Raw genomic sequence first — 17,958 nt, forward strand, 5'->3', positions numbered from 1 at the left:
GAAATAGCTACCGAACTTAAATCGCCCGCATGTCGCGAAAGAGGTGTGCTGGTAACGCTTAGTAAGGTCGGAATCATTGGCGCATGGCTGATAAAGCGCCCTGACTGAGCATTACCGAAAGAAGAGGACATTTTTTATGATGAATGTCTGCCGTCCTCGCGTCGTACCGCGAAATAGCTCTCGCTCCTGGCCGGCCGCCGTCCTGACCATCGTTCTCACCCTGGGGCTGGTCGTCGTCACACCACACGCCGCCGGCGCGGCGCAGGCGCCGGTGGGGCTGGGCACGGCCACCAGCTACGCCGTACTCGCCGGATCCACGGTCACCAACACCGGTCCGACCGTCGTCAACGGAGATCTCGGCGTCAGCCCTGGTTCCGCGGTCACCGGCTTCCCGCCCGGCACAGTGAACGGAACCATCCACGCGGCCGACAGCGCCGCCATCCAGGCGAAAAGCGACCTGGCCATCGCCTACAACGACGCGGCGGGCCGGATCCCCGCCACCACCGTCCCCACGGAGCTGGGTGGAACCACCCTGACTCCAGGCGTCTACAACTCGGCCGCGGGAACCTTCGGGATCACCGGCAACCTCACCCTGAACGCGCTGGGGGACCCGAACGCCGTCTTCATCTTCCAGGCGGCCTCCACCCTCACCACCGCGTCGGCCAGCTCGATCACCCTCATCGGCGGCGCACAGGCGTGCAACGTCTTCTGGCAGGTGGGCAGCTCGGCCACGCTGGGGACGGCCTCCAGCTTCGTCGGGACCATCCTCGCGCTCGCGTCGATCACCGTGACCACCGGTGTGACCGTGAACGGCCGGGTGCTCGCCCGCGTCGGCGCCGTCACCCTGGACTCCGACACCATCACCCGGTCCGACTGCGCGATCCTTCCTCCCCGGACGACCTCTACCACACTGACCTCGTCGAACCCGGTGGCGCGGGAGGGCACCCCGGTGACCTTCACCGCGACGGTGACCTCCACAGCGGGGTTCACTCCGACCGGCACGGTCGTCATCACGGTGGACGGGACCGTCCTGGGCTCGGCCCCGCTCGACGCGAACGGCCAGGCGACCCTGACCACCTCGGCGCTCACCCCTGGGTCGCACCAGGTCGTCGCCACCTACCAGGGCTCGACCCTGCTCAATCCCAGCGCGTCACCGCCGTTGACCCAGGTCATCTTCCGCCCCATCCCGCCGACGCCGACGCCGACACCGACTCCGACACCGACGCCGACCATGACCTCGACGCCGCCCGTCGTTCCCGGTGAAGCCCCCGGCGAGGGCCCCGACTCGAGACACGAGAAGTGCGGTCATGAGGAGCGGAAGCTCGCGAACGCCGGCACGACTGAGACCCAGACCCGCAAACGCCGGGAATGTGACCGCTGGCATCACCGCAGGGACAACGACCGCCAGGTGACCATCCAGACGTTCCACACTCTGCATGGAGTGTTCGGCGGGAATGCGCACAGGAGCCACCACCGAACCAAGAAATCATGGTTCTCCCGGCATCCAGGGCGTCACCGTGGGCACCACAAGTTCAGTGCCCACGGACATCACAGGAGATAGGCCCGCCACGCTCGCCCGCGCCCGTTGACGTGCCGGTCGACGGCCGCCGGGGCCCGTCCCCCGACCGGGGGCGGGCCCCGCCGTTCAGAGCGGCGGGCCGGGGGGCGTGGGCGCGCCCTCCGTGCGGGCGGCCCTCGCGGCCCCTTGATCCTGTTTCGTCCTAGGCTGATCGCTCATGGATGGCTTCGTGGCGACGCTCGGCACCGCGTGCGCCGTTTTCGCGGGCACCAACATCGACGACATCGTCATCCTGACGGTGCTGTTCCTGACGGCCCGCGCCAACGGCGGCCCTCACGGCCGGCGGATCGTCTCCGGCCCTGACGAACGGCGGGTCGTCCCCGGTCCTCACGGACGGCCGATCGTCTCCGGCCCACACGGCCGGCGGATCGGCGCGGGCCTTCGCGGCCGGCAGATCGTCGCGGGACAGTACGCCGGCATCGCCGCGCTGGTGGCCGTCTCGGCCATCGCCGCCCTCGGTCTCGCCGTCATCCCGGACCGATGGGTCGGCCTCCTCGGCCTGGTGCCGCTCGCTCTCGGCGTCCGCGGCCTGATCACGACGCTGCGCGCAGGCGGGGCGGACGGCGGGTCGCCGCCGGCGGTGGCCGGCGGCGTCCTGTCGGTCGCGAGCGTGACGGTGGCCAACGGCGCCGACAACATCTCGGTCTACACGCCGATGTTCCGCACCATCGGTGTGACGGCGAGCCTGGTCACCATCATCGTGTTCGCGGTGCTGACGGCCGTGTGGTGCGCGGCCGGGTTCTGGCTCGGCTCCCACAAGAAGATCGTCGCCGTCGTCGAGCGGTACGGGCACTGGATCGTCCCGCTCGTCTTCGTGGCGATCGGCACGGTGATCGTGCTGGAGTCCGGCGTCGCCGGCCGCCTGATCGACCTTCTCTGAGCGGCGGGCCCGCGGACTTGACCTCGGTGCGAACGGTGCTCGGCGCCTGAGCGGTCACGATGGATCCTTCGAGATGGGATTGCGGACCTGCTCCACGCCGTCTGCCAGAACCTCCGGAGGCGAGCGCGACCGGGCCGATCGCGGAAAGACCGTAAATGGTGCACTTTGGTATAGAAGTCGCACCGGGCTACGTGAGATCATCTTCAACGGCCCCAGGAGCCCCCAGCCTGGCCGTGATGGTCCAGGTTCGCCCTGGAGAACAGGCAGAGCCCATGGATGCGCTCCTCCCCGACTCGGTCCCGCTGCCCCGGCGAGACGAAACCGAACGATGTGCCACCACCGGATCCGGCCGCCGCTGCGTTCTGCCCCTCGGCCACCCCGGCGATCACGTGTACGCGCCGCGACCGCCCGAGTCCTGACGCCGAGTCCGTGGCGGCCCCGGCGTCACGTCCATGGCCGTCCCGGCGTCACGTCCCGTGGCGGCGCCGGCGTGAGGTCCGTCGCGGTCCCGGCGTCACGTCCCGTGGCGGTCCCCGTCCGGGGGCGGCGGACGTGCTTGGATACGCGGGTGGGCAAGGTCGAGATCGGTTCGGACGGGCCCGGCGCCGACTGGGCTCGCGCCAGGATGGCCGGGGCCCGGGTGGCGCGGCTGGCTACCGTCGGCGACGACGGCCGGCCGCACCTGGTGCCGGTGACCTTCTCCCTGGACGGCGACCGCGTCGTGACCGCCGTCGACCACAAGCCGAAGTCGGGAACACGGCTGCGGCGCCTGCGGAACGTCCAGGTCAACCCGAACGTGTGCGTCCTGGTGGACCACTACGACGATGACTGGACGACCCTGTGGTGGGTGCGGGCGGACGGTTTCGCGACCGTCGTGGAGAGGGGAGACGAGCGCATCCCCGAATTGCTCACCCCGCTTGTCATGAAATACCCCCAGTATCGCGATCGGGTGCCCGAAGGGCCGGTCGTCGTGATCGAGGTGACCCGCTACTCCGGCTGGTCATCTCTGGCCGTTCCCGACGTGACCGAATAAGATTCTGATATGCGGATCTTCGCCGGACTCGACGAACTGAAGGCCTCCACCGGTGAGCACCTGGGATACACCGAGTGGCGAGAGGTCACCCAGGAGCAGGTCAACCTGTTCGCGGACGCGACAGATGACCACCAATGGATACACATCGACGCAGAAAGGGCCAAGGACGGGCCGTTCGGTGGGACGATCGCCCACGGGTACCTCAGCCTGGCCCTGCTCCCGTCCTTCATGATGCAGCTCTTCCGGGTCGAAGGACTGAAGATGGGCATCAACTACGGGCTCAACAAGGTGCGCTTCCCCGCGCCGGTGCCCGTGGGCGCCCGCATCCGCGCCGGGGCCGAGCTGATCGACGTGAAGGGCACCCCGTCCGGCACGCTCTCCAGCCTCCGGGTCACGATCGAGGTGGAAGGCGGGCGGAGACCTGCCTGCGTCGCCGAGTCCCTCTCGCTCTTCATCCCCGAGTAACCGACTCCCTCCCCATCCCCGAGTAGCCGGCCACCCGGTCACGGCCCCGGCCATCGGCGTCCAGGCCGCTCACGCCCCCGTGTACAGGATCGCCGCCTGTACGCGACTGCGCAGCCCGAGCTTGCCCAGCATCCGGCTGACGTGGGTCTTCGCCGTCGCCTCTGTCATGTCCAGTTCCCGGGCGATCTCGGCGTTCGACAATCCCTTGGCCACGCAGGCCAGCACCTCCCGTTCGCGGGGGGTGAGGACGCCGAGGTCGGGGGGCCTGCGCGCGCTCGTCTCCGCGAACGTGGCGATCAGCCTCCTGGTCACCGAAGGCGAGAGCAGACCTTCGCCGCGCGCGACCAGCCGTACGGCCTGGATGAGAGCGTCCGCGTCGGTGTCCTTCAGCAGGAACCCGGCGGCGCCCGCGCGCAGCGCGCCGAAGATGTACTCGTCCAGGTCGAAGGTCGTGAGGATCAGCACTTCGGTGATGCCGCTCAACTCGCGTGTGGCGGAGATGCCGTCCAGGCGAGGCATGCGGATGTCCATCAGCACGACATCGGGCCGCAGCTCGCGTGCGGACTCGACCGCGGCCTTCCCGTCGGAGACCTCGGCGACCACCTCGATGTCGGGCTGACCTCGCAGGATCAGGACGACCCCCGCGCGCACCGCCGCGTGGTCGTCGGCGACCAGAACCCTGATCACTCGCCGTCCTCGCTCATGCCTCGTCGTCGTCCCACGCGCTTCCTCCCTCGCCGCCCCGGGCCGGCGTGACCGAGGCGTGCCGGCCCTCCTCGGGAGTCATGACCGAGGCGCGCCGCCCGTCCGCGGGCATCACGACCGAGGTACGCCTGCCGTCCGCGGGAAGCGTGCCGGTGACTCGCCGTCCATCGACGGGGAGAGTGGCGGCAACACGCCAGACGTCTCCGTGGGCTCCCGCCGCGAACGACCCTCCGACGAGCGTCGCCCGCTCACTCATGCCGACCAGCCCGGCGCCGGACCCCGGCAGGGACGCGGGCGTCCGCGCGACCGGATTCTCGATGGTCAAGAAGACCTGGTCGCGCCCGTAGTCCACCGTCACGACCGCCTCGCCGGTGCCGTGCTTCAACGCGTTCGTCAGTGCCTCCTGCAGGATGCGGTAGCCCGCCGGCTCGATCGAGGACGCGAGCTCACGCGGCGTCCCCAAGATCGCCAGTTCGACGCGCATGCCGGCGCCCCGCGACCGTTCGACAAGGTCGGCGGCGTCTCGCAGGCGATGGCCGACCGGCTCCTGGCCCTCGTCCTCGGCACGCAACAACTCGATCATCGTGCGCATCTCGGCCATGCCCTGCACGCTGTTCTCCCGGATGGACGCGAGGACCTCGCGCACCGCCTTCTGATCGAGATCATGTCTGACCAGGACCGCGGCCGCCTGGATGGCGACGGCGCTGAAGTGGTTGGCGACCAGATCGTGCAGCTCACGGGCCATGCGGGCGCGCTCGCCCGCCACCGCCGCCTGGCGGTCCAGTTCGGCGAGCCGGACCGCCTGGTCCGCGCGGGCCCGTTCGGCGATCGCCTGGTCGCGGTGCTGCCTGACGATGTAGGCGGTGATGGCCGGGGTCGTCAGCACGAGTCCTCCCTGGACGAACCCGGTCGCCAGAGCCGCCCAGGCGTTGAGGACGACCGCGCTGACGGCGCCGACCACGACGGCCAGCACCGAGGTGACGCCGAGAAGCCAGGTGGCCAGCCGGCGGGGGCCGTACAGGGCCGCCGAGTAGATGTTGTCCGTGAAGATCAGGACGGTGCCGAGCGAAGGACCCAGGCACATGTCCCCGATGATCGCCACCACACCGAGGGCCAACGCCGCGACAGGTGCCCGCCGCCGCACCAGAACGCCCAGCGAGGTGACCGCCAGCGGGACCGCCAGCAGCGCGACAGGCTCGCCGCGAGGGACGTAGGCGCCGCCGGCGAGCAGGACCAGACCGCCGGCGAAGACCAGCGCCGCCATCAGGGCGTCCTGTCGCAGCGGCTTCATGCTCGCCATCACATCACGCGCCCCCGCCGCGTCACACCACCCCGAAGCACGGTCCACCGTACATAGAAAGGTGTAGTCCGGTTCATCATCGCCGCCGACGACGGCCGCCGCCGCATGGTCAAGGCTGGAAGCGTGATCGTCGCTGTCATCATCGGTTGTGAGCTCGGTTTCTGGGTGCTGCTCGCTCTAGGGCTGCTGGCGCGGTACGTCCTCGGCGCACGGCGCCTCGGCGGTGCGCTCCTGCTGTGCGTGCCGCTGATCGACGTCGTCCTGCTCGTCGCCGCCGTGACCGACCTCCGCTCCGGCGGGACGGCCGACCTGACGCACGGGCTGGCCGCGGCCTACCTCGCCTATTCGATCGTCTTCGGTCACCGCACGCTCCGGTGGGCGGACGAGGTCGCCGCGCACCGCCTCTCCGGCGGCCCGCCGCCGCGCAAGCCGCCCTCCGGTGGCATGGCCAGGGCACGGTACGAGTGGGCCGTGTGGCTGCGCATCGTTCTCGCCTATGGCATCGCGTGCGCGCTGCTGGCCGTGGCCGTCTGGACGGTCGGTGATCCGGCGCGCACGCAGGCGCTGTGGACCTTCATGCTGGACCTCGCGAAGGTGCCCGCGATCGCCGTGCTCTGGCCGCTCGGCTACACGTTCTTCCCCGGGAAATCCATGCCCGACCAGCAGCCGGCACGCGGTCTCGGCCAGTCGGAGGGCGATACGGCCGTCTCGAAGGACCCGGCCTGAACCACCCCGCGCCCATGCGGTCCGCTAACACCGGAACGGCAGTTCCGCGTGCACCCGCCAGCCTCCCCGGTACGGCCCGGCCGTCACCCAGCCGCCGATCTTCTCAGCGCGCCGCTGCATGGTCGCCAGCCCCTGGTGGGCACCCCGGGAGGCCGGAGGCTTTCCGCTCATCGGACTGTCCACGGTCACGGTCAGCAGCCCGGGCCCGTACGCCAGCACCACGGTGGCATTCGCCGTTCCGTGCTTGAGGGCGTTCGTCATGGCTTCCTGGATGATCCGCATACCGGCAAGGTCGACGGGATCGGGGAGCATCTGCGGCGATCCGGCCACGTGGAGACGTATGGTCAGGCCGCACTTCCGGCATGACTGCACCAGATCGGCCAGACTGGGGCGCGGATAGTCGTACTGCGTGCGAAGCAACGTACGGTGCAACTCGATGACGTGCTGCGAGTGCGCCTGCGCCACCACCGCCTTGTGACGCCGCCGCATGAGCAGCGCCGCGATGATGACCACGGCTCCGAGGCAGGTCAGCACGATGGCCACGGCGACCTGTGCCGAATGACCTGTGCCGAACAACCCTGGCTGCTGGTTCATGCCATCAATCCGCAGGTCCTGACCTTGAAAGTCACCTCGTGTGATCGAGATGATTCATTGCCGCCCCCGGATCGCGCCACGCCCGCAACCACGAAACTTTGCAGATGTATTGTCCGTTTTAACTGTCTTTCCCGCCCCATCCCCCAACCTCTACCCCCACCACCATCCCCGCTCCGCGCCGGATCCCCGCTCCGCGCCGGCACCGCCCACTCCGCGCCGGCACCGCCCACTCCGCCCGCACGATCACGGATGTCCCGGCCCAGGACCGTGATGCCTATGCTGATGACGTGGACGCGAAATTCCGTGAGGGCACCTTCCATCTGCACACCGAGTTCATCCCGCTGTGCGATCTGCTGAAGGTCTGCGACATCGCCGAGACCGGCGGGGTGGCCGGTCTGCTCATCGTCGATGGCGAGATCATGGTGGACGGCCAGGTGGAGCTGCGCAAGCGAGCCAAGATCCGCCCGGGTCAGGTGGTCAGCGGCGAAGGCTTCGAGATCCACGTCGAGACCGCCCCCTGACCTCGACGCCCTCCCACTCCGCTCCACTCCTCCTCCCGCCCCGCCAGAGCCCGCCCCGAACTCGCTCCCCATATCGGTTCGGCACACTCCCGAAGACCCGCTATGCTTATCCAGGCAAGCAGGCGGCCGTAGCTCAATGGATAGAGCATCTGACTACGGATCAGAAGGTTAGGGGTTCGAGTCCTCTCGGCCGCGCCAGATGAAAGCCCAGGTCATCCCCGTGATGACCTGGGCTTTTTCGTGTTTCGATCGGTGATCGGCGTCCGACGGTGTCCGGCTGTGATCCGGTGCGTCCGGCCCGTCTTTCCCAATGCTTTCCCGTGTGCTGCGGCGTAGGACTTCGCTGATCCGGCGCATGGAGATCTCGTCTTGACCCACGAGGCACTTGGCGTAGGTCGGCGGGAGGACCTCCACGCTGCTGCCCGCCCCAGGCGGCCACCTGCTTCGCCGGCACCCTACTTCCAGGCAGGTCGGCGTGTCTCCTCAGCCGCGGTGCGAGATCTCCCTAGTGCTGTGACCGCATACCGGGCGCGCACAGTTCGGCGAGGCGTTCCAGGGTGCTCGCCATCTGCGTCTGCCACCAGGCGCGCCCGCTGTCCACTTCCGCGCGTTTGTCCTCCGGCATGCGCGAACCGTCGAAGGTCTCGGTCACGATCGTCGCCCCGGCTCCGTCCGGGAGCAGATCGAAGATCCACCGGTGGCCCCACGCGGCCCCGGGCGCGGTGGCGTCCGGGTGCCCGCGACCGGGCCTCGGCTCCCAGCCGAGGCGACGGTCCGGCTCGTACTCGACGACGTGGTTGTTCATCTCATAGTCGCCGTATCGCTCGTAATGCATCCGCATCACGAAGACGTCCCCGACGCCCGAGACCATGGCGTCGGAGACGCCACCGCGCAGCATCCCCGAGCCGTCGAGGTCCGGGTGCCGTCCGGGGTCGGCCAGGATCCGGAAGATCTCCTCCGCCGGGGCGCCGATGCGCCGGGACGCCACCACCACGGGCTCGCCTGTCGTACTCGTCATCCGCGTGCCTCCGTTAACCGCAGAGCATGAACCCGACTCCGGCCCGGACGCTACACCGGGGGTACGACAACGCCTCGCCGAGGACGTTCCACATGCCCTCGGCTGGCGATCAAGGCCTGACCCGGCTACCCGGCGAAACAGCGCCGAAGCCAAACGATGGACAGTCCGTCTCTTTCGAATCGCCCGTGCCGGAGGTTCAGCCCAGAGCTTCGCTGGTCCGGCGCATGGAGACCTCGTCGGGGCGGGCAGGAGAGGGGAAGGGGCGGTCAGTTCTCCGGGTCGGGGAGTAGGACGGAGGGGAGGAGGGTGCCGGGGTGCAGGCGTAGTAGTTGGTAGAGCATGCCGCCCACTCCCGGCATCAGACCTGGGCTGAAGGCGTCACGTGAAAGGCCACTCACCGGGCCGTGCTCGTCCATGCTGCCGATCATGTACGCGGCGAGGTACTCCGGAGTCAGCTTTTCGGGCCCGACACCCACATCGATCGCGTGGCGCACGATTTCCCAGCTGCCGAGGTCGCCGTGGCAGAGCGTGTGGTTCCAGCCGATGCCCCTCGACCAGGACGACGCGGCGGCCCGGCGCAGCACGTCCGACCAGCGCGGGTCACCTTCGCGGGCCAGCCGGTCGGCCGCGACGAGGCCGATGCCGGCGGCTCCGTGGCACCATGCGCTGGAGGTCACGCGATGGTCGTCCACTTCGCGCAGGTCACGCCAGCCCTTCTCCGCCGGGTCGTACAGTGACTCCTCGTACAGAAAGGCCCTGTCTGCCAGGGCGCGGAAGTCCGCAGCGCCGGCCGTGGCGCTGTCGGCGAGCCGGGCCAGCGCCCAGGCGATCCCGGTGGCGCCGTGTGAGACCCCGCCTAACCCTTGTGGGAACGCGGTGCTGGGCCAGCGTGCTCCCCGGTCGTCGATGTGGGCCAGTGAGAGCAGGCGCTCCCCGATGCGGTCGGCCTGCGTGGACCACTGCCGGTCACCGGTCTGTTCCCACAGGCGGAGCAACGGCACGATGGCGCCGGCCATGCCGGTGAGCAGGTCGTACACCCCGTCGGCGGCCACCGCCTCGGGCAGTTGCCCCGCCAGGGCGCCGGCCCGGGCGACCGCCTCCTCCGAGCCGATGGCGCCCAGCCTGCGCAGCAGCAGCCAGCTCCAGATCTGCGAGCCGATGCCGACATAGCCGCCTGGGGTGGCGGGGCGGCGCCGCGGCCCGGTGCGGCGTGCCTCCGCGTCGCGCTCCTCGGCCAGCCTGATCGTATGGAGGAGATCGGCGAGCAGCCCGTCCAGCCCCGGCACCTCGTCGGCCCTGCCCTGCCCGGTCTCACTCACGTAGGCGGCCAGAGTGATGGCGACCCCGTACGCCCCGCCGTACACGTCGGGAGACAGCGACTGTACGAACCAGCCGTCGGAGGTGAGCACCGGCGCGGTCCAGGTGACGGTGCCGTCGTCGCCCCGGACCGCCGTGTCGAGCATGCTGCGGGCGATCCCGGCCGCGATCCGGCGCCGGCGCCGCTCGAGGTCCTGGTGCCGGATGAGAGGCACGGCCATGCGCTTGTTGGCGGGCATCCACCCTTCATTGAGGTAGGCGCTGACCAGAGCGGACCGGATCACCTCGCGGTCCAGGGCCGCGTCGCGTTCGCGCCAGCGCCGCAGCGCGTCCGCGATGAGGTCCTGCTCGTCTCCGTACGAGGTTCCGCCAGGGCCGTCCAGACGGCCGCGAGCAGGGGTCGTGGCGAAGAAGGGGATGTCGCCGACCAGCAACTCGGCCACCTCGGCGTCGATCACCTCGGGGTCCGATGGCGCGCCGGGCAGGTTCTCGGCATGCTGGGCCAGCAACTCCGCCGCCTTGCCCATCGCGGTCGGCTCGTCGTGCAGTGAGGCCGGGTGCCACAACATGCGGGCCAGCTCGGCGTACGCCTCGGTGGCGCGGAGCACGACCCGGATCGGACGGTCGGCGAAGTCCGTGAGCAGCCCGGCGAGCTCATCCCGCCGATCCAGCATGTCGAGGTGCTCGACCAGCTCCGTGAATCCGGACAGCACCAGGTCCCAGTAGTGGACGAGGATCGGATCGGGGCTCGGGTGGTTGCTCACCGCTCCCAGCTCGACCCGTTCCATCCCCAATCTCGCCATGTCCGTGCCCGCGTCGACGACGACCGGCACCTGCGTGTACGGCTGCTGGCCGGGCAGGCCTCCGACGGCGGACATGTCGACGCCGCGCCAGGCGAGCGAGACGCCGCGTCCGGGAAGGAGTCCGGTGCGCAGCACCGATCCGCTGAGCAGGTCGGTCGCCTGGTCGACGGCGTCGCCGTATCCGGACGGTTTGGCCGGGACGTGCGGGGTGAACAGCGTCTCGCAGTCGACGACGACGGGCGCGGGACCGGCCGCGATGAGGTTCTCCATGTGCAGGTCGCTGCCGCCGATCAGCCGCATCAGCGCCAGCCAGTGCCCGGCACCGCGGTAGAAGGACCGCAGCTCCGTCTCGTCGGCGCAGTAGCGGTGCTGGATGTGCTCCGCCCAGCCGTACCCCTGGCGAGTCAGCACGTCGGGTACGCGGATGCGGCTGCCGGCGGGCAGCCGGGGTGCCAGGCGGTCGATCAGCCGCGCCAGCGCCTCGTCCACGGCGAGGGACCGGGGCTTGTAGACCACCTTGCCCTGCGAGCCGTGCAGGACGGCGACGCTGTGCCCTCCGCGATGGCTGTCTCCCGCCCCGAAGTCGACTCCGGCCAGCTCGCCTCGGAGGCCGCCGGGCAGTGCGGTGAGCGCCGCGCGGTCGGCGGCGAACCTGCGGGCCAGTTCCACGGCCGCGGCGCACCTGTTGTCGATGATCGTGCCGAGCCTGGACAGCATCGTGGGGTAGTGCCCGGTCAGGGACAGCCAGAACTCGGGCGTCGCGGCCGTCGCCTTCCACTCCTGCCACCGCAGCCGCGGCGTCTCGGCGGTCAGCCTTCCGCTGATCCTGGCGGCGTTGAGTTCCAGCAGCAGGACCCTGTTGACCTTGAGGCGGACGGTCTCCTCCAGCGCTTCGGCGGTTCCCTGGCATATCAGCCGGGCCTCCGCCTCCGTGAGGCCGGGGATCGATTCCAGCGTGGCGGACAGCCCGGCCAGCGCCGGTGCGGTCAGAAAGTCCAGCGACGGGTCGAAGTCCCCGGCCATTCGGATCATCCTTCCTTGGTCAGCAGCAGAAGCGGCTGCAGGTGCACGAGCTCGCCAGCCGGGTGTCCAGGGCCGTCAGCGTGATCTCCGACTCGGCGTAGTCACCGATGAACAGCGGGCCGGCCGGGTTGTCCCAGCCCTCGACGTCGGCTCCGCTGCGCCACGCGGCGACGATCTCCTCAGAGCGATCCAGTGTGAGAGGCATTGCTACTCCCTTCGTGACTGTGCGTCCTGATCCGCATTGACCGGGTGGGTGCGATCAGCAGCAGGCAACGGTGCGGGCGGCCGTGCACGAGCTCGGCCTCCGCGTGTCCAGGGCCGTCAGCGTGATCTCCGACTCGGCGTAGTCACCGATGAACAGCGGGCCGGCCGGGTTGTCCCAGCCCTCGACGTCGGCTCCGCTGCGCCACGCGGCGACGATCTCCTCAGAGCGATCCAGTGTGACAGGCATTCTTACTCCCTCCATGACCAGGCGTCCCGATCAGCGTTAGTCAGCCGATCGAAAAAATCAATACATAGCGGTCCAAATGTGGACTTGTCGGCATTCAGCAGAAATGGCGAAAGCTGCCGTTGACTGTGACGGAGCTTGCCCAGACGCCGACGGGACGTCCGGAACGCGCGAGCGAGACCGGCCACCCTCCACACCGCCGGCCCACGCCCACCAAGGGACCACAGCGCACGTCAGGGGTTTCGTCCCGCAACGGGCCATGACCGCCACCTGCGGCGACGGCGCTCATGTGCGGGACGACCCGGCGAACCGCTTTCACACGGAAGGGGAGGCCGCGAGAAGGTTTCCGCTGTTCGGGAGCGCGGCAGACGGCGGCGAACATCCCCGACCACGGGCCGTCCGGCGACATTTCCCACCAATGTACCGGAGATTCTCCATGTATTGCGGGCGACAATTATCATGATTTGTAGGACCTCCACGCTGTTGCCCGCCCAGTCGGCCACCTGCACTGAAATCACGAGGGAGCCGCCGCGATCAGGCCCGGACGAGAGTGTCCAGAGTGGTCCGGAGGCGTGGAAGGCAGATCATCACGGCAATACCCAAAAGGATCAACAGGATGGGCATCGCCGTCTGCTGCCACGGCCACGCCGGGCCGTCCAGTCGCAGGCCGTCGGTCGGCAGTTCCAGGGTCTCGGCGGTCCAGCGGGCGGTGGCCACATCCGTCGTCCGGGCCAGGTCCCGCACGGCGTCGTTGTAGGCGAAGTCCTGTCCGGAGTGGACGTACACAGGCTCCAGGCCGTCCGGTGCCTGGCCCAGGCGAACGCCCGCTCCGGGCACGAGCAAGCGATCCAGGTCCGGGGCCGCGCCGGCCAGGTCGGCACGGGGCAGGAAGGTCAGGCCGTGCCGTGACCGGATCGGGCCGCCGTCCGCGCTCACGGCCAACGTCCGGTCTGCGAGCGACTGGGCGTGCGTGTCGAACACCGACGCCAGGTCGATTTCACCGGCGCCCGGCATCAACATCACGCCGATGGTCGGTGGCGCCCACGTCCAACCCGCGTTGACGATCGCCGCCGGGGCGGGCATGGCGATGCCGGTCACGACCGGCGGCGTGTTGCCGTAGTACCGCCAACCCGCGGCCTTGGCCGCGTTCGCCGCCACCGTCGAACCGGCCAAGCGCTCGATCATGTGCAGGGTTCCGTCGATGCCGGACAGCACGCCGGCGGTCGTGACGACGGTACCGCTGTCGACGAAACGCTTGCCGTGCACCCACTTCACCGCGGGATAGTCCGACTCGAACGAGTCGATCCGCATCCAGTGCGCGGTCGCGGGCCGGCCGTCGAGCAGACCCGCCGAGGCGAGGACACCTGCGCCGTTGCACACGCTCAGCAACAGAGCGCCGCGGCTCGCCTGATCACGCAGCCATGTCGTGATCGGACCGGTACTGGGCTCGCCGACGTCCGGCATCGCCGGGATGACCGCGAGCGTCGGCGCGGCGCCGCCGGTGAGTTCGGCAAGATCCGCGAAGCTCAGATCCGGCACCAGGTCCAGGCCACCGGTCAACGGCAGCGGACGCCTTCGCGACGCGACGGTGTAGACGTTGAACCGGCCCGAGGCGACCAGGGTCTCGTATGGGGCAAGGGCATCCGACACGACGGCCCCGTTGTCGCCGATCACCACGACCGCGGTCGGTTTGGCGGGGTCGAAAGCCGGAGGAGTGGCGGCGGGAATGGGCCGGTCCGGCCCGGGTGCGGACCGGGCGTTGAGCGTGGCGGGGACGGAGATCGCCCCGCCCGCCACCGGGATCAGGAGAATCGCGATTACCGCGAGCGCGCGGCGCAGGAAGATTCGCATCAATCTCAGTGCCAGTAGTGGTCGCGGCGCCACACCATGGCGGCCAGCATGAGCGGGAACATGATCACGTGCCCGGCCGCCATCAACCCCATGGCGGACAACGTCCCGAGCCAGAACGGCACCAGCAAGATGAGGAACGGTAAGTACATCGCGGCCGCCATCTCACCGATCCGCGCCCATGAATGCCTGCGCAAGACCATCGCCACGGTCATTCCGATGGTCATGTCGGTCGCCATGGCGAGCGCGTCGACCTCCGGCCGCGCCAGCCAGGCGTCCGGCCACAGCGGCGCCATCGCGAACATTCCGGCGAGCATGGCGATCACCATCTCGACGTAGTGCCAGACGAATCGGCCCAGCTTGCGACTCGTACTCCGGGTGGTTTCCACGGTCGTCATGACGTCCCCTCTGATTCGGCATCGACTGATACCGATAAGAGTCGCCGCCGGCCGCCGCCCTGCCATGTGCCGGAGGTCATGCCCGAGGTCATGATGTGGCCATGACCCGGGCGGAAATGGTCAGAGCAAACCGAGTGACCGTGCGCGTAATGCGGCCTGGGTGCGGTCGCGGGCGTTCAGTTTTGACAGGACGTTGGTGACGTGGTTTTTCACGGTGCCCTCGGCCAGGTGAAGCGTTGCGGCGATTTCGCGGTTGCTGTGGCCGGTGGCGAGGAGGCGGAGGACTTCGAGTTCACGGTCGGACAGCGGCACGACCAGTGGCTGCGGTTCCGGGGCGCTGGTCGAGGGCAGGCGGACGAACTGGGCGACCACCTTCGCGGCGACGGACGGCTGCAACACCGACTCACCGCGGGCGGCGGCCAGGACGGCCTCGATCAGCCGAGCCGAGGAGACGTCCTTGAGCAGGTAGCCCAAAGCTCCGGCGCGAAGGGCGGCGAACACGTCCTCATCGTCGTCGAACGTGGTCAGCGCGATAATGCCGATGCCGGGGTGGTCGGTACGCAAGCGGCGGGTCGCGGCGACGCCGTCCAGGACGGGCATGCGCAGATCCATCAGGACGACGTCCGGGGTGAGCTCGGCGGCCTGGCGGATCGCTTCGTCGCCGTTGCCCGCCTCTCCGACGACCTCGATGGCGTCGTGCGTGGCCAGGAGGGTGGCCAGGGCTTCGCGGAACAGAGCCTGGTCGTCGACCAACAGGACGCGGACCGGGCTCATCCGGGAACCTCCATGCTCAATGTGTAGCCCGCCCCCGGTGCCGACTCGACGCTCAACCGTCCGCCCAGATGCTCGGCGCGTTCCCGGAGCCCGACCAGGCCGAAACCGGACGCAGGCGTCGAAGCGGAGCCGGCGCCGTTGTCACGGATGGCCAGTCGGACGGCGGTGTCGTCGTAGTCCAGGACCAAGTCGGCACGGGTTGCCTGGGCGTGCTTGCGGACGTTGGTCAGCCCCTCCTGCGCCGTACGGAAAAGGGCCTCGCGCGTCTCGTCGGGCAACGGTCGTCGCTCGCCGGATATCGCGACGCTGGTGGTCACGCCCGCGGCGGATGTCAGTTCGGCCAACGCCTGCAAGGCGTCGGGCAGGGGAGGGGTTTCGCGTGGTTCGCGCAATGTGCGGACCGAGCGGCGTACCTCGGCGAGTGCGGCCTCGGACTGCTCCTGGGCCTTGGCGAGTATCTCGTCGGCCTTGACGGTGTCGGTCGGCAGGACCGCACGGGCGGCCTTGACCTGCATCTGGACGACGGTGAGCGAGTGCCCGAGTACATCGTGGATGTCGCGCGCGACCCGGTTGCGTTCCTGCACGGTCGCGAGCCGCCCCGCCTGCGCGGCGTAGTTACGCAACTGCTCGTGCGCCTCGGCCAGTTCGACACGGGCGCGTTGTTCGCGTTGCAGCAACTCCGTCACGATCGCGGCGAACAACGCGGCGACAAGTATTCCAAGCCCTTCCCGCAGCCCTTCGCCCCACGACATGCCGAGGTGGACGAACGGGAGCAGCCCGACCACGACCGCCGTCACGGCGATCGGCAACCGTAGTAGCACGCACTGGCTTACCAGCACGACGAGCAGGAGCGTCGCGGCGACCCCTGCGTTCAGCGAGAACACGACGAACGCGATCGGCAGCTGCACGGCCACGTACCCAAGCGACCAGGGCGGCTGATTGCGTGCACGTACCCACGAAAAGCCGGCGGTGGCCAATGTGGTGAACGCCGCGCCGAGCGCGAGCGACGGCAGGGACTTTTCAGATGCGACGACCCCGATCAGCAGGGTGAGCAGCGCGCCGAAGGTCAGCACGACCAGAGCCCTGTTCATGCGCTCACTGTGGGCCGTCCGGCGGCGCACGGTCAACTCACGGTAGAAACGCGCCGTCATCTTCGACGTAGGGTGTCCGGCATGAACGGGGGCCGTCCAGGGCGATTGATCTGTGGATCGCACGGACGTGCCGGCAGTCGCCTGTTCGAGCCGGCGCCGCGCACGAGCTACCGCCGGCCGCCCTTACGGAGTCGGCCACGTAGGGCCCCATCGGGGGAATTGGCCGGTGCGCGCGTTGGCGTACCGGTTCCTGGGGTCTCCTTGATGTCTCGGAGCAGGATGCTCTTGACGCGGACGGAACCCGTGCTGGTTTTGTCGTAAGGGGTGCCATCGGACAGCGGGTCGATGACGACGAGGCCGTTCACATCCGCCTTGCCTTTGTGGTTCTGGAGAGCGGCGGGCTTACTGGTGTTCCTCCACCGGGCGAGGCGGTGGAGGCGACCACCGTCGCGCCACTGATCGCACGCAGCGAGACTCGATGCCTGCTCGCCTGTGTCGGCTCTGTCACTTGCCCCCCTTCTTCTCCGGGCTTTCGCCACTGCAGACGATAGGAATCACGATAGCGGGCGCTCTGTGTAATTCTGCACCGATAACGTGTGATCGGTGTCACAGATAGGTGGTGAAGTATCAATTCACGGATCGTCCACTTATCGTCAACTGGTGACCGGGAATCAAATGTTCCCCACTTTCCGTCCAGTGGCCGATGTGCGACCACTCCGGCGTGCGCCTCCGCCCTTCGAGACGAAAAGCGGAACAGGGAATGCCGTCCGCATGAAAGGGCCACCTCCGAGTCATCGGAGGTGGCCCTTTCGCCATGCGTGCAGCTTTTAGATCGGTTGCGGACTACGCCTGGGTCCACCTTTGGTTGGCCGACCCGTTGCAGGAGCTGACCGTCACGCTGGAGGTGTTGCCGGTGCCGGTGACGTTGAGGCACAGGTTGTTGGCGGCGCTGGTGACGGTGCCGTTGGAGTTGAACACCCACTGCTGGTTGCTGTTGCCATGGCAGTCCCAGAGCTGGATTCGGGTGCCGGAGCCGGCGTTGGTCGGCGAGTCCAGGCACTTGCCGAGGGTCTGCAGCTGCCTGCCTGAGGTGTAGGTGAACCTCTGGTTGGCGTTGGTGTGGCAGTCATAGATCTGCAACAGGGTGCCGTTGGCGGTGGCGCTGTTCGGCGAGTCGACGCACCGGCCCGCCGCCTCGTTGCGCAGCCGGAACGAGGCCCCGGAGGTCGGCGTCGGGGTCGGGGTCGGGCTGGGGGTGACGGTCGGGGTCGGGGTCGGCGTGGGCGTGACGGTGGGCGTGACGGTCGGGGTGGGGGTGGGGGTGGGGTTAGTGCCGGTGAGGCCGAAGAATTCGATGGCGACGGCGGCCATGCCGCTGCTGGGCAGGTTGTGGCCGGCGCCTTGGATGCTGTAGGCCTCGACCTTCACTGAGCCG

General features: G+C 69.1%; 18 protein-coding genes and 1 tRNA gene. 7 read left to right on the forward strand and 12 right to left on the reverse strand.

What is annotated here, in order from left to right; all coding sequences use genetic code 11:
• The first annotated feature begins 136 nt into the window (after window positions 1-136).
• The 4 genes from ACFO60_RS09725 (at window position 137) to ACFO60_RS09740 (ending at window position 3,957) form a co-directional block, all read left to right on the forward strand.
• Window positions 137-1,561 (forward strand): ice-binding family protein, encoded by a 1,425-nt coding sequence (locus ACFO60_RS09725; protein ID WP_380839287.1) that lies wholly within the window; start codon window positions 137-139, stop codon window positions 1,559-1,561.
• A 175-nt stretch (window positions 1,562-1,736) separates the two neighbouring features.
• Entirely contained in the window at window positions 1,737-2,459 is a 723-nt protein-coding gene (locus ACFO60_RS09730; RefSeq protein WP_380839289.1) for a cadmium resistance transporter, read from the forward strand.
• Between the two features lie 568 nt (window positions 2,460-3,027).
• On the forward strand, window positions 3,028-3,492 hold the full coding sequence (locus tag ACFO60_RS09735) for a TIGR03668 family PPOX class F420-dependent oxidoreductase (protein ID WP_380839291.1): 465 nt from the start codon (window positions 3,028-3,030) through the stop codon (window positions 3,490-3,492).
• Window positions 3,493-3,501: 9 nt separating this feature from the next.
• Complete coding sequence (locus tag ACFO60_RS09740; protein ID WP_380839293.1) at window positions 3,502-3,957, forward strand: MaoC family dehydratase; 456 nt, start codon at window positions 3,502-3,504, stop codon at window positions 3,955-3,957.
• Between the two features lie 69 nt (window positions 3,958-4,026).
• Here the strand turns inward: ACFO60_RS09740 and ACFO60_RS09745 are convergent, their stop codons facing one another.
• The gene (locus ACFO60_RS09745; RefSeq protein ID WP_380839294.1) at window positions 4,027-4,644 is read right to left on the reverse strand and encodes a response regulator; all 618 of its coding nucleotides are present in this window, start codon (window positions 4,642-4,644) and stop codon (window positions 4,027-4,029) included.
• Window positions 4,645-4,657: 13 nt separating this feature from the next.
• Window positions 4,658-5,953: a sensor histidine kinase gene (locus ACFO60_RS09750; protein WP_380839297.1), complete on the reverse strand. Its 1,296-nt coding sequence runs from the start codon at window positions 5,951-5,953 to the stop codon at window positions 4,658-4,660.
• Between the two features lie 132 nt (window positions 5,954-6,085).
• On the opposite strand from ACFO60_RS09750, the gene ACFO60_RS09755 reads away from it, so the two are divergent.
• Window positions 6,086-6,688, forward strand: a complete 603-nt coding sequence (locus ACFO60_RS09755) for a hypothetical protein (RefSeq protein WP_380839299.1) — start codon at window positions 6,086-6,088, stop codon at window positions 6,686-6,688.
• A gap of 24 nt (window positions 6,689-6,712) precedes the next feature.
• Here ACFO60_RS09755 and ACFO60_RS09760 read toward each other — a convergent pair whose 3' ends face one another.
• Entirely contained in the window at window positions 6,713-7,282 is a 570-nt protein-coding gene (locus tag ACFO60_RS09760; protein WP_380839300.1) for a sensor histidine kinase, read from the reverse strand.
• A gap of 287 nt (window positions 7,283-7,569) precedes the next feature.
• On the opposite strand from ACFO60_RS09760, the gene ACFO60_RS09765 reads away from it, so the two are divergent.
• Window positions 7,570-7,803 carry an RNA-binding S4 domain-containing protein gene (locus ACFO60_RS09765; RefSeq protein WP_380839302.1) on the forward strand — a complete coding sequence of 78 codons (234 nt, stop codon included), beginning with the start codon at window positions 7,570-7,572 and terminating at the stop codon, window positions 7,801-7,803.
• Between the two features lie 122 nt (window positions 7,804-7,925).
• Window positions 7,926-8,001 (forward strand) — tRNA-Arg (locus ACFO60_RS09770).
• Between the two features lie 307 nt (window positions 8,002-8,308).
• On the opposite strand, the gene ACFO60_RS09775 is transcribed toward ACFO60_RS09770, so the two are convergent.
• From ACFO60_RS09775 to ACFO60_RS09815, 9 genes are all read right to left on the reverse strand, one after another.
• Window positions 8,309-8,821: an SRPBCC family protein gene (locus ACFO60_RS09775; RefSeq protein ID WP_380839305.1), complete on the reverse strand. Its 513-nt coding sequence runs from the start codon at window positions 8,819-8,821 to the stop codon at window positions 8,309-8,311.
• Window positions 8,822-9,087: 266 nt separating this feature from the next.
• Window positions 9,088-11,964 carry a type 2 lanthipeptide synthetase LanM family protein gene (locus ACFO60_RS09780; protein ID WP_380839307.1) on the reverse strand — a complete coding sequence of 959 codons (2,877 nt, stop codon included), beginning with the start codon at window positions 11,962-11,964 and terminating at the stop codon, window positions 9,088-9,090.
• A 19-nt stretch (window positions 11,965-11,983) separates the two neighbouring features.
• On the reverse strand, window positions 11,984-12,169 hold the full coding sequence (locus ACFO60_RS09785; protein ID WP_354925705.1) for a DUF6229 family protein: 186 nt from the start codon (window positions 12,167-12,169) through the stop codon (window positions 11,984-11,986).
• Window positions 12,170-12,223: 54 nt separating this feature from the next.
• A complete protein-coding gene (locus tag ACFO60_RS09790; RefSeq protein WP_380839309.1) occupies window positions 12,224-12,415 on the reverse strand; it encodes a DUF6229 family protein in 192 nt (63 codons plus the stop codon).
• 531 nt (window positions 12,416-12,946) lie between these two features.
• Window positions 12,947-14,296: a DJ-1/PfpI family protein gene (locus ACFO60_RS09795; RefSeq protein WP_380839311.1), complete on the reverse strand. Its 1,350-nt coding sequence runs from the start codon at window positions 14,294-14,296 to the stop codon at window positions 12,947-12,949.
• Entirely contained in the window at window positions 14,269-14,658 is a 390-nt protein-coding gene (locus tag ACFO60_RS09800; RefSeq protein ID WP_380839313.1) for a hypothetical protein, read from the reverse strand. The genes ACFO60_RS09795 and ACFO60_RS09800 overlap by 28 nt, the downstream gene beginning before the upstream one ends.
• 120 nt (window positions 14,659-14,778) lie before the next feature.
• The gene (locus ACFO60_RS09805) at window positions 14,779-15,432 is read right to left on the reverse strand and encodes a response regulator (protein ID WP_380839316.1); all 654 of its coding nucleotides are present in this window, start codon (window positions 15,430-15,432) and stop codon (window positions 14,779-14,781) included.
• Window positions 15,429-16,523 carry a sensor histidine kinase gene (locus tag ACFO60_RS09810; protein ID WP_380839318.1) on the reverse strand — a complete coding sequence of 365 codons (1,095 nt, stop codon included), beginning with the start codon at window positions 16,521-16,523 and terminating at the stop codon, window positions 15,429-15,431. Before ACFO60_RS09810 ends, ACFO60_RS09805 begins: the two co-directional genes overlap by 4 nt.
• A gap of 843 nt (window positions 16,524-17,366) precedes the next feature.
• Window positions 17,367-17,958: RICIN domain-containing protein (locus ACFO60_RS09815; protein WP_380839320.1), on the reverse strand; the 592-nt coding region annotated here is incomplete at its 5' end.

Origin of the sequence: Sphaerisporangium dianthi, assembly GCF_042654065.1 — a bacterium.
In the GTDB taxonomy this organism is placed as follows: domain Bacteria; phylum Actinomycetota; class Actinomycetes; order Streptosporangiales; family Streptosporangiaceae; genus Sphaerisporangium; species Sphaerisporangium dianthi.

Excerpts from the sequence above, each read along its gene's own strand:
- ACFO60_RS09725 (WP_380839287.1), top strand. The coding sequence starts at position 137 with ATGATGAATGTCTGCCGTCCTCGCGTCGTACCGCGAAATAGCTCTCGC.
- ACFO60_RS09730 (WP_380839289.1), top strand. The coding sequence starts at position 1,737 with ATGGATGGCTTCGTGGCGACGCTCGGCACCGCGTGCGCCGTTTTCGCG.
- ACFO60_RS09740 (WP_380839293.1), top strand. The coding sequence starts at position 3,502 with ATGCGGATCTTCGCCGGACTCGACGAACTGAAGGCCTCCACCGGTGAG.
- ACFO60_RS09750 (WP_380839297.1), bottom strand. The coding sequence starts at position 5,953 with ATGAAGCCGCTGCGACAGGACGCCCTGATGGCGGCGCTGGTCTTCGCC.
- ACFO60_RS09760 (WP_380839300.1), bottom strand. The coding sequence starts at position 7,282 with ATGAACCAGCAGCCAGGGTTGTTCGGCACAGGTCATTCGGCACAGGTC.
- ACFO60_RS09775 (WP_380839305.1), bottom strand. The coding sequence starts at position 8,821 with ATGACGAGTACGACAGGCGAGCCCGTGGTGGTGGCGTCCCGGCGCATC.
- ACFO60_RS09780 (WP_380839307.1), bottom strand. The coding sequence starts at position 11,964 with ATGGCCGGGGACTTCGACCCGTCGCTGGACTTTCTGACCGCACCGGCG.
- ACFO60_RS09785 (WP_354925705.1), bottom strand. The coding sequence starts at position 12,169 with ATGCCTCTCACACTGGATCGCTCTGAGGAGATCGTCGCCGCGTGGCGC.
- ACFO60_RS09790 (WP_380839309.1), bottom strand. The coding sequence starts at position 12,415 with ATGCCTGTCACACTGGATCGCTCTGAGGAGATCGTCGCCGCGTGGCGC.
- ACFO60_RS09800 (WP_380839313.1), bottom strand. The coding sequence starts at position 14,658 with ATGACGACCGTGGAAACCACCCGGAGTACGAGTCGCAAGCTGGGCCGA.
- ACFO60_RS09805 (WP_380839316.1), bottom strand. The coding sequence starts at position 15,432 with ATGAGCCCGGTCCGCGTCCTGTTGGTCGACGACCAGGCTCTGTTCCGC.
- ACFO60_RS09810 (WP_380839318.1), bottom strand. The coding sequence starts at position 16,523 with ATGAACAGGGCTCTGGTCGTGCTGACCTTCGGCGCGCTGCTCACCCTG.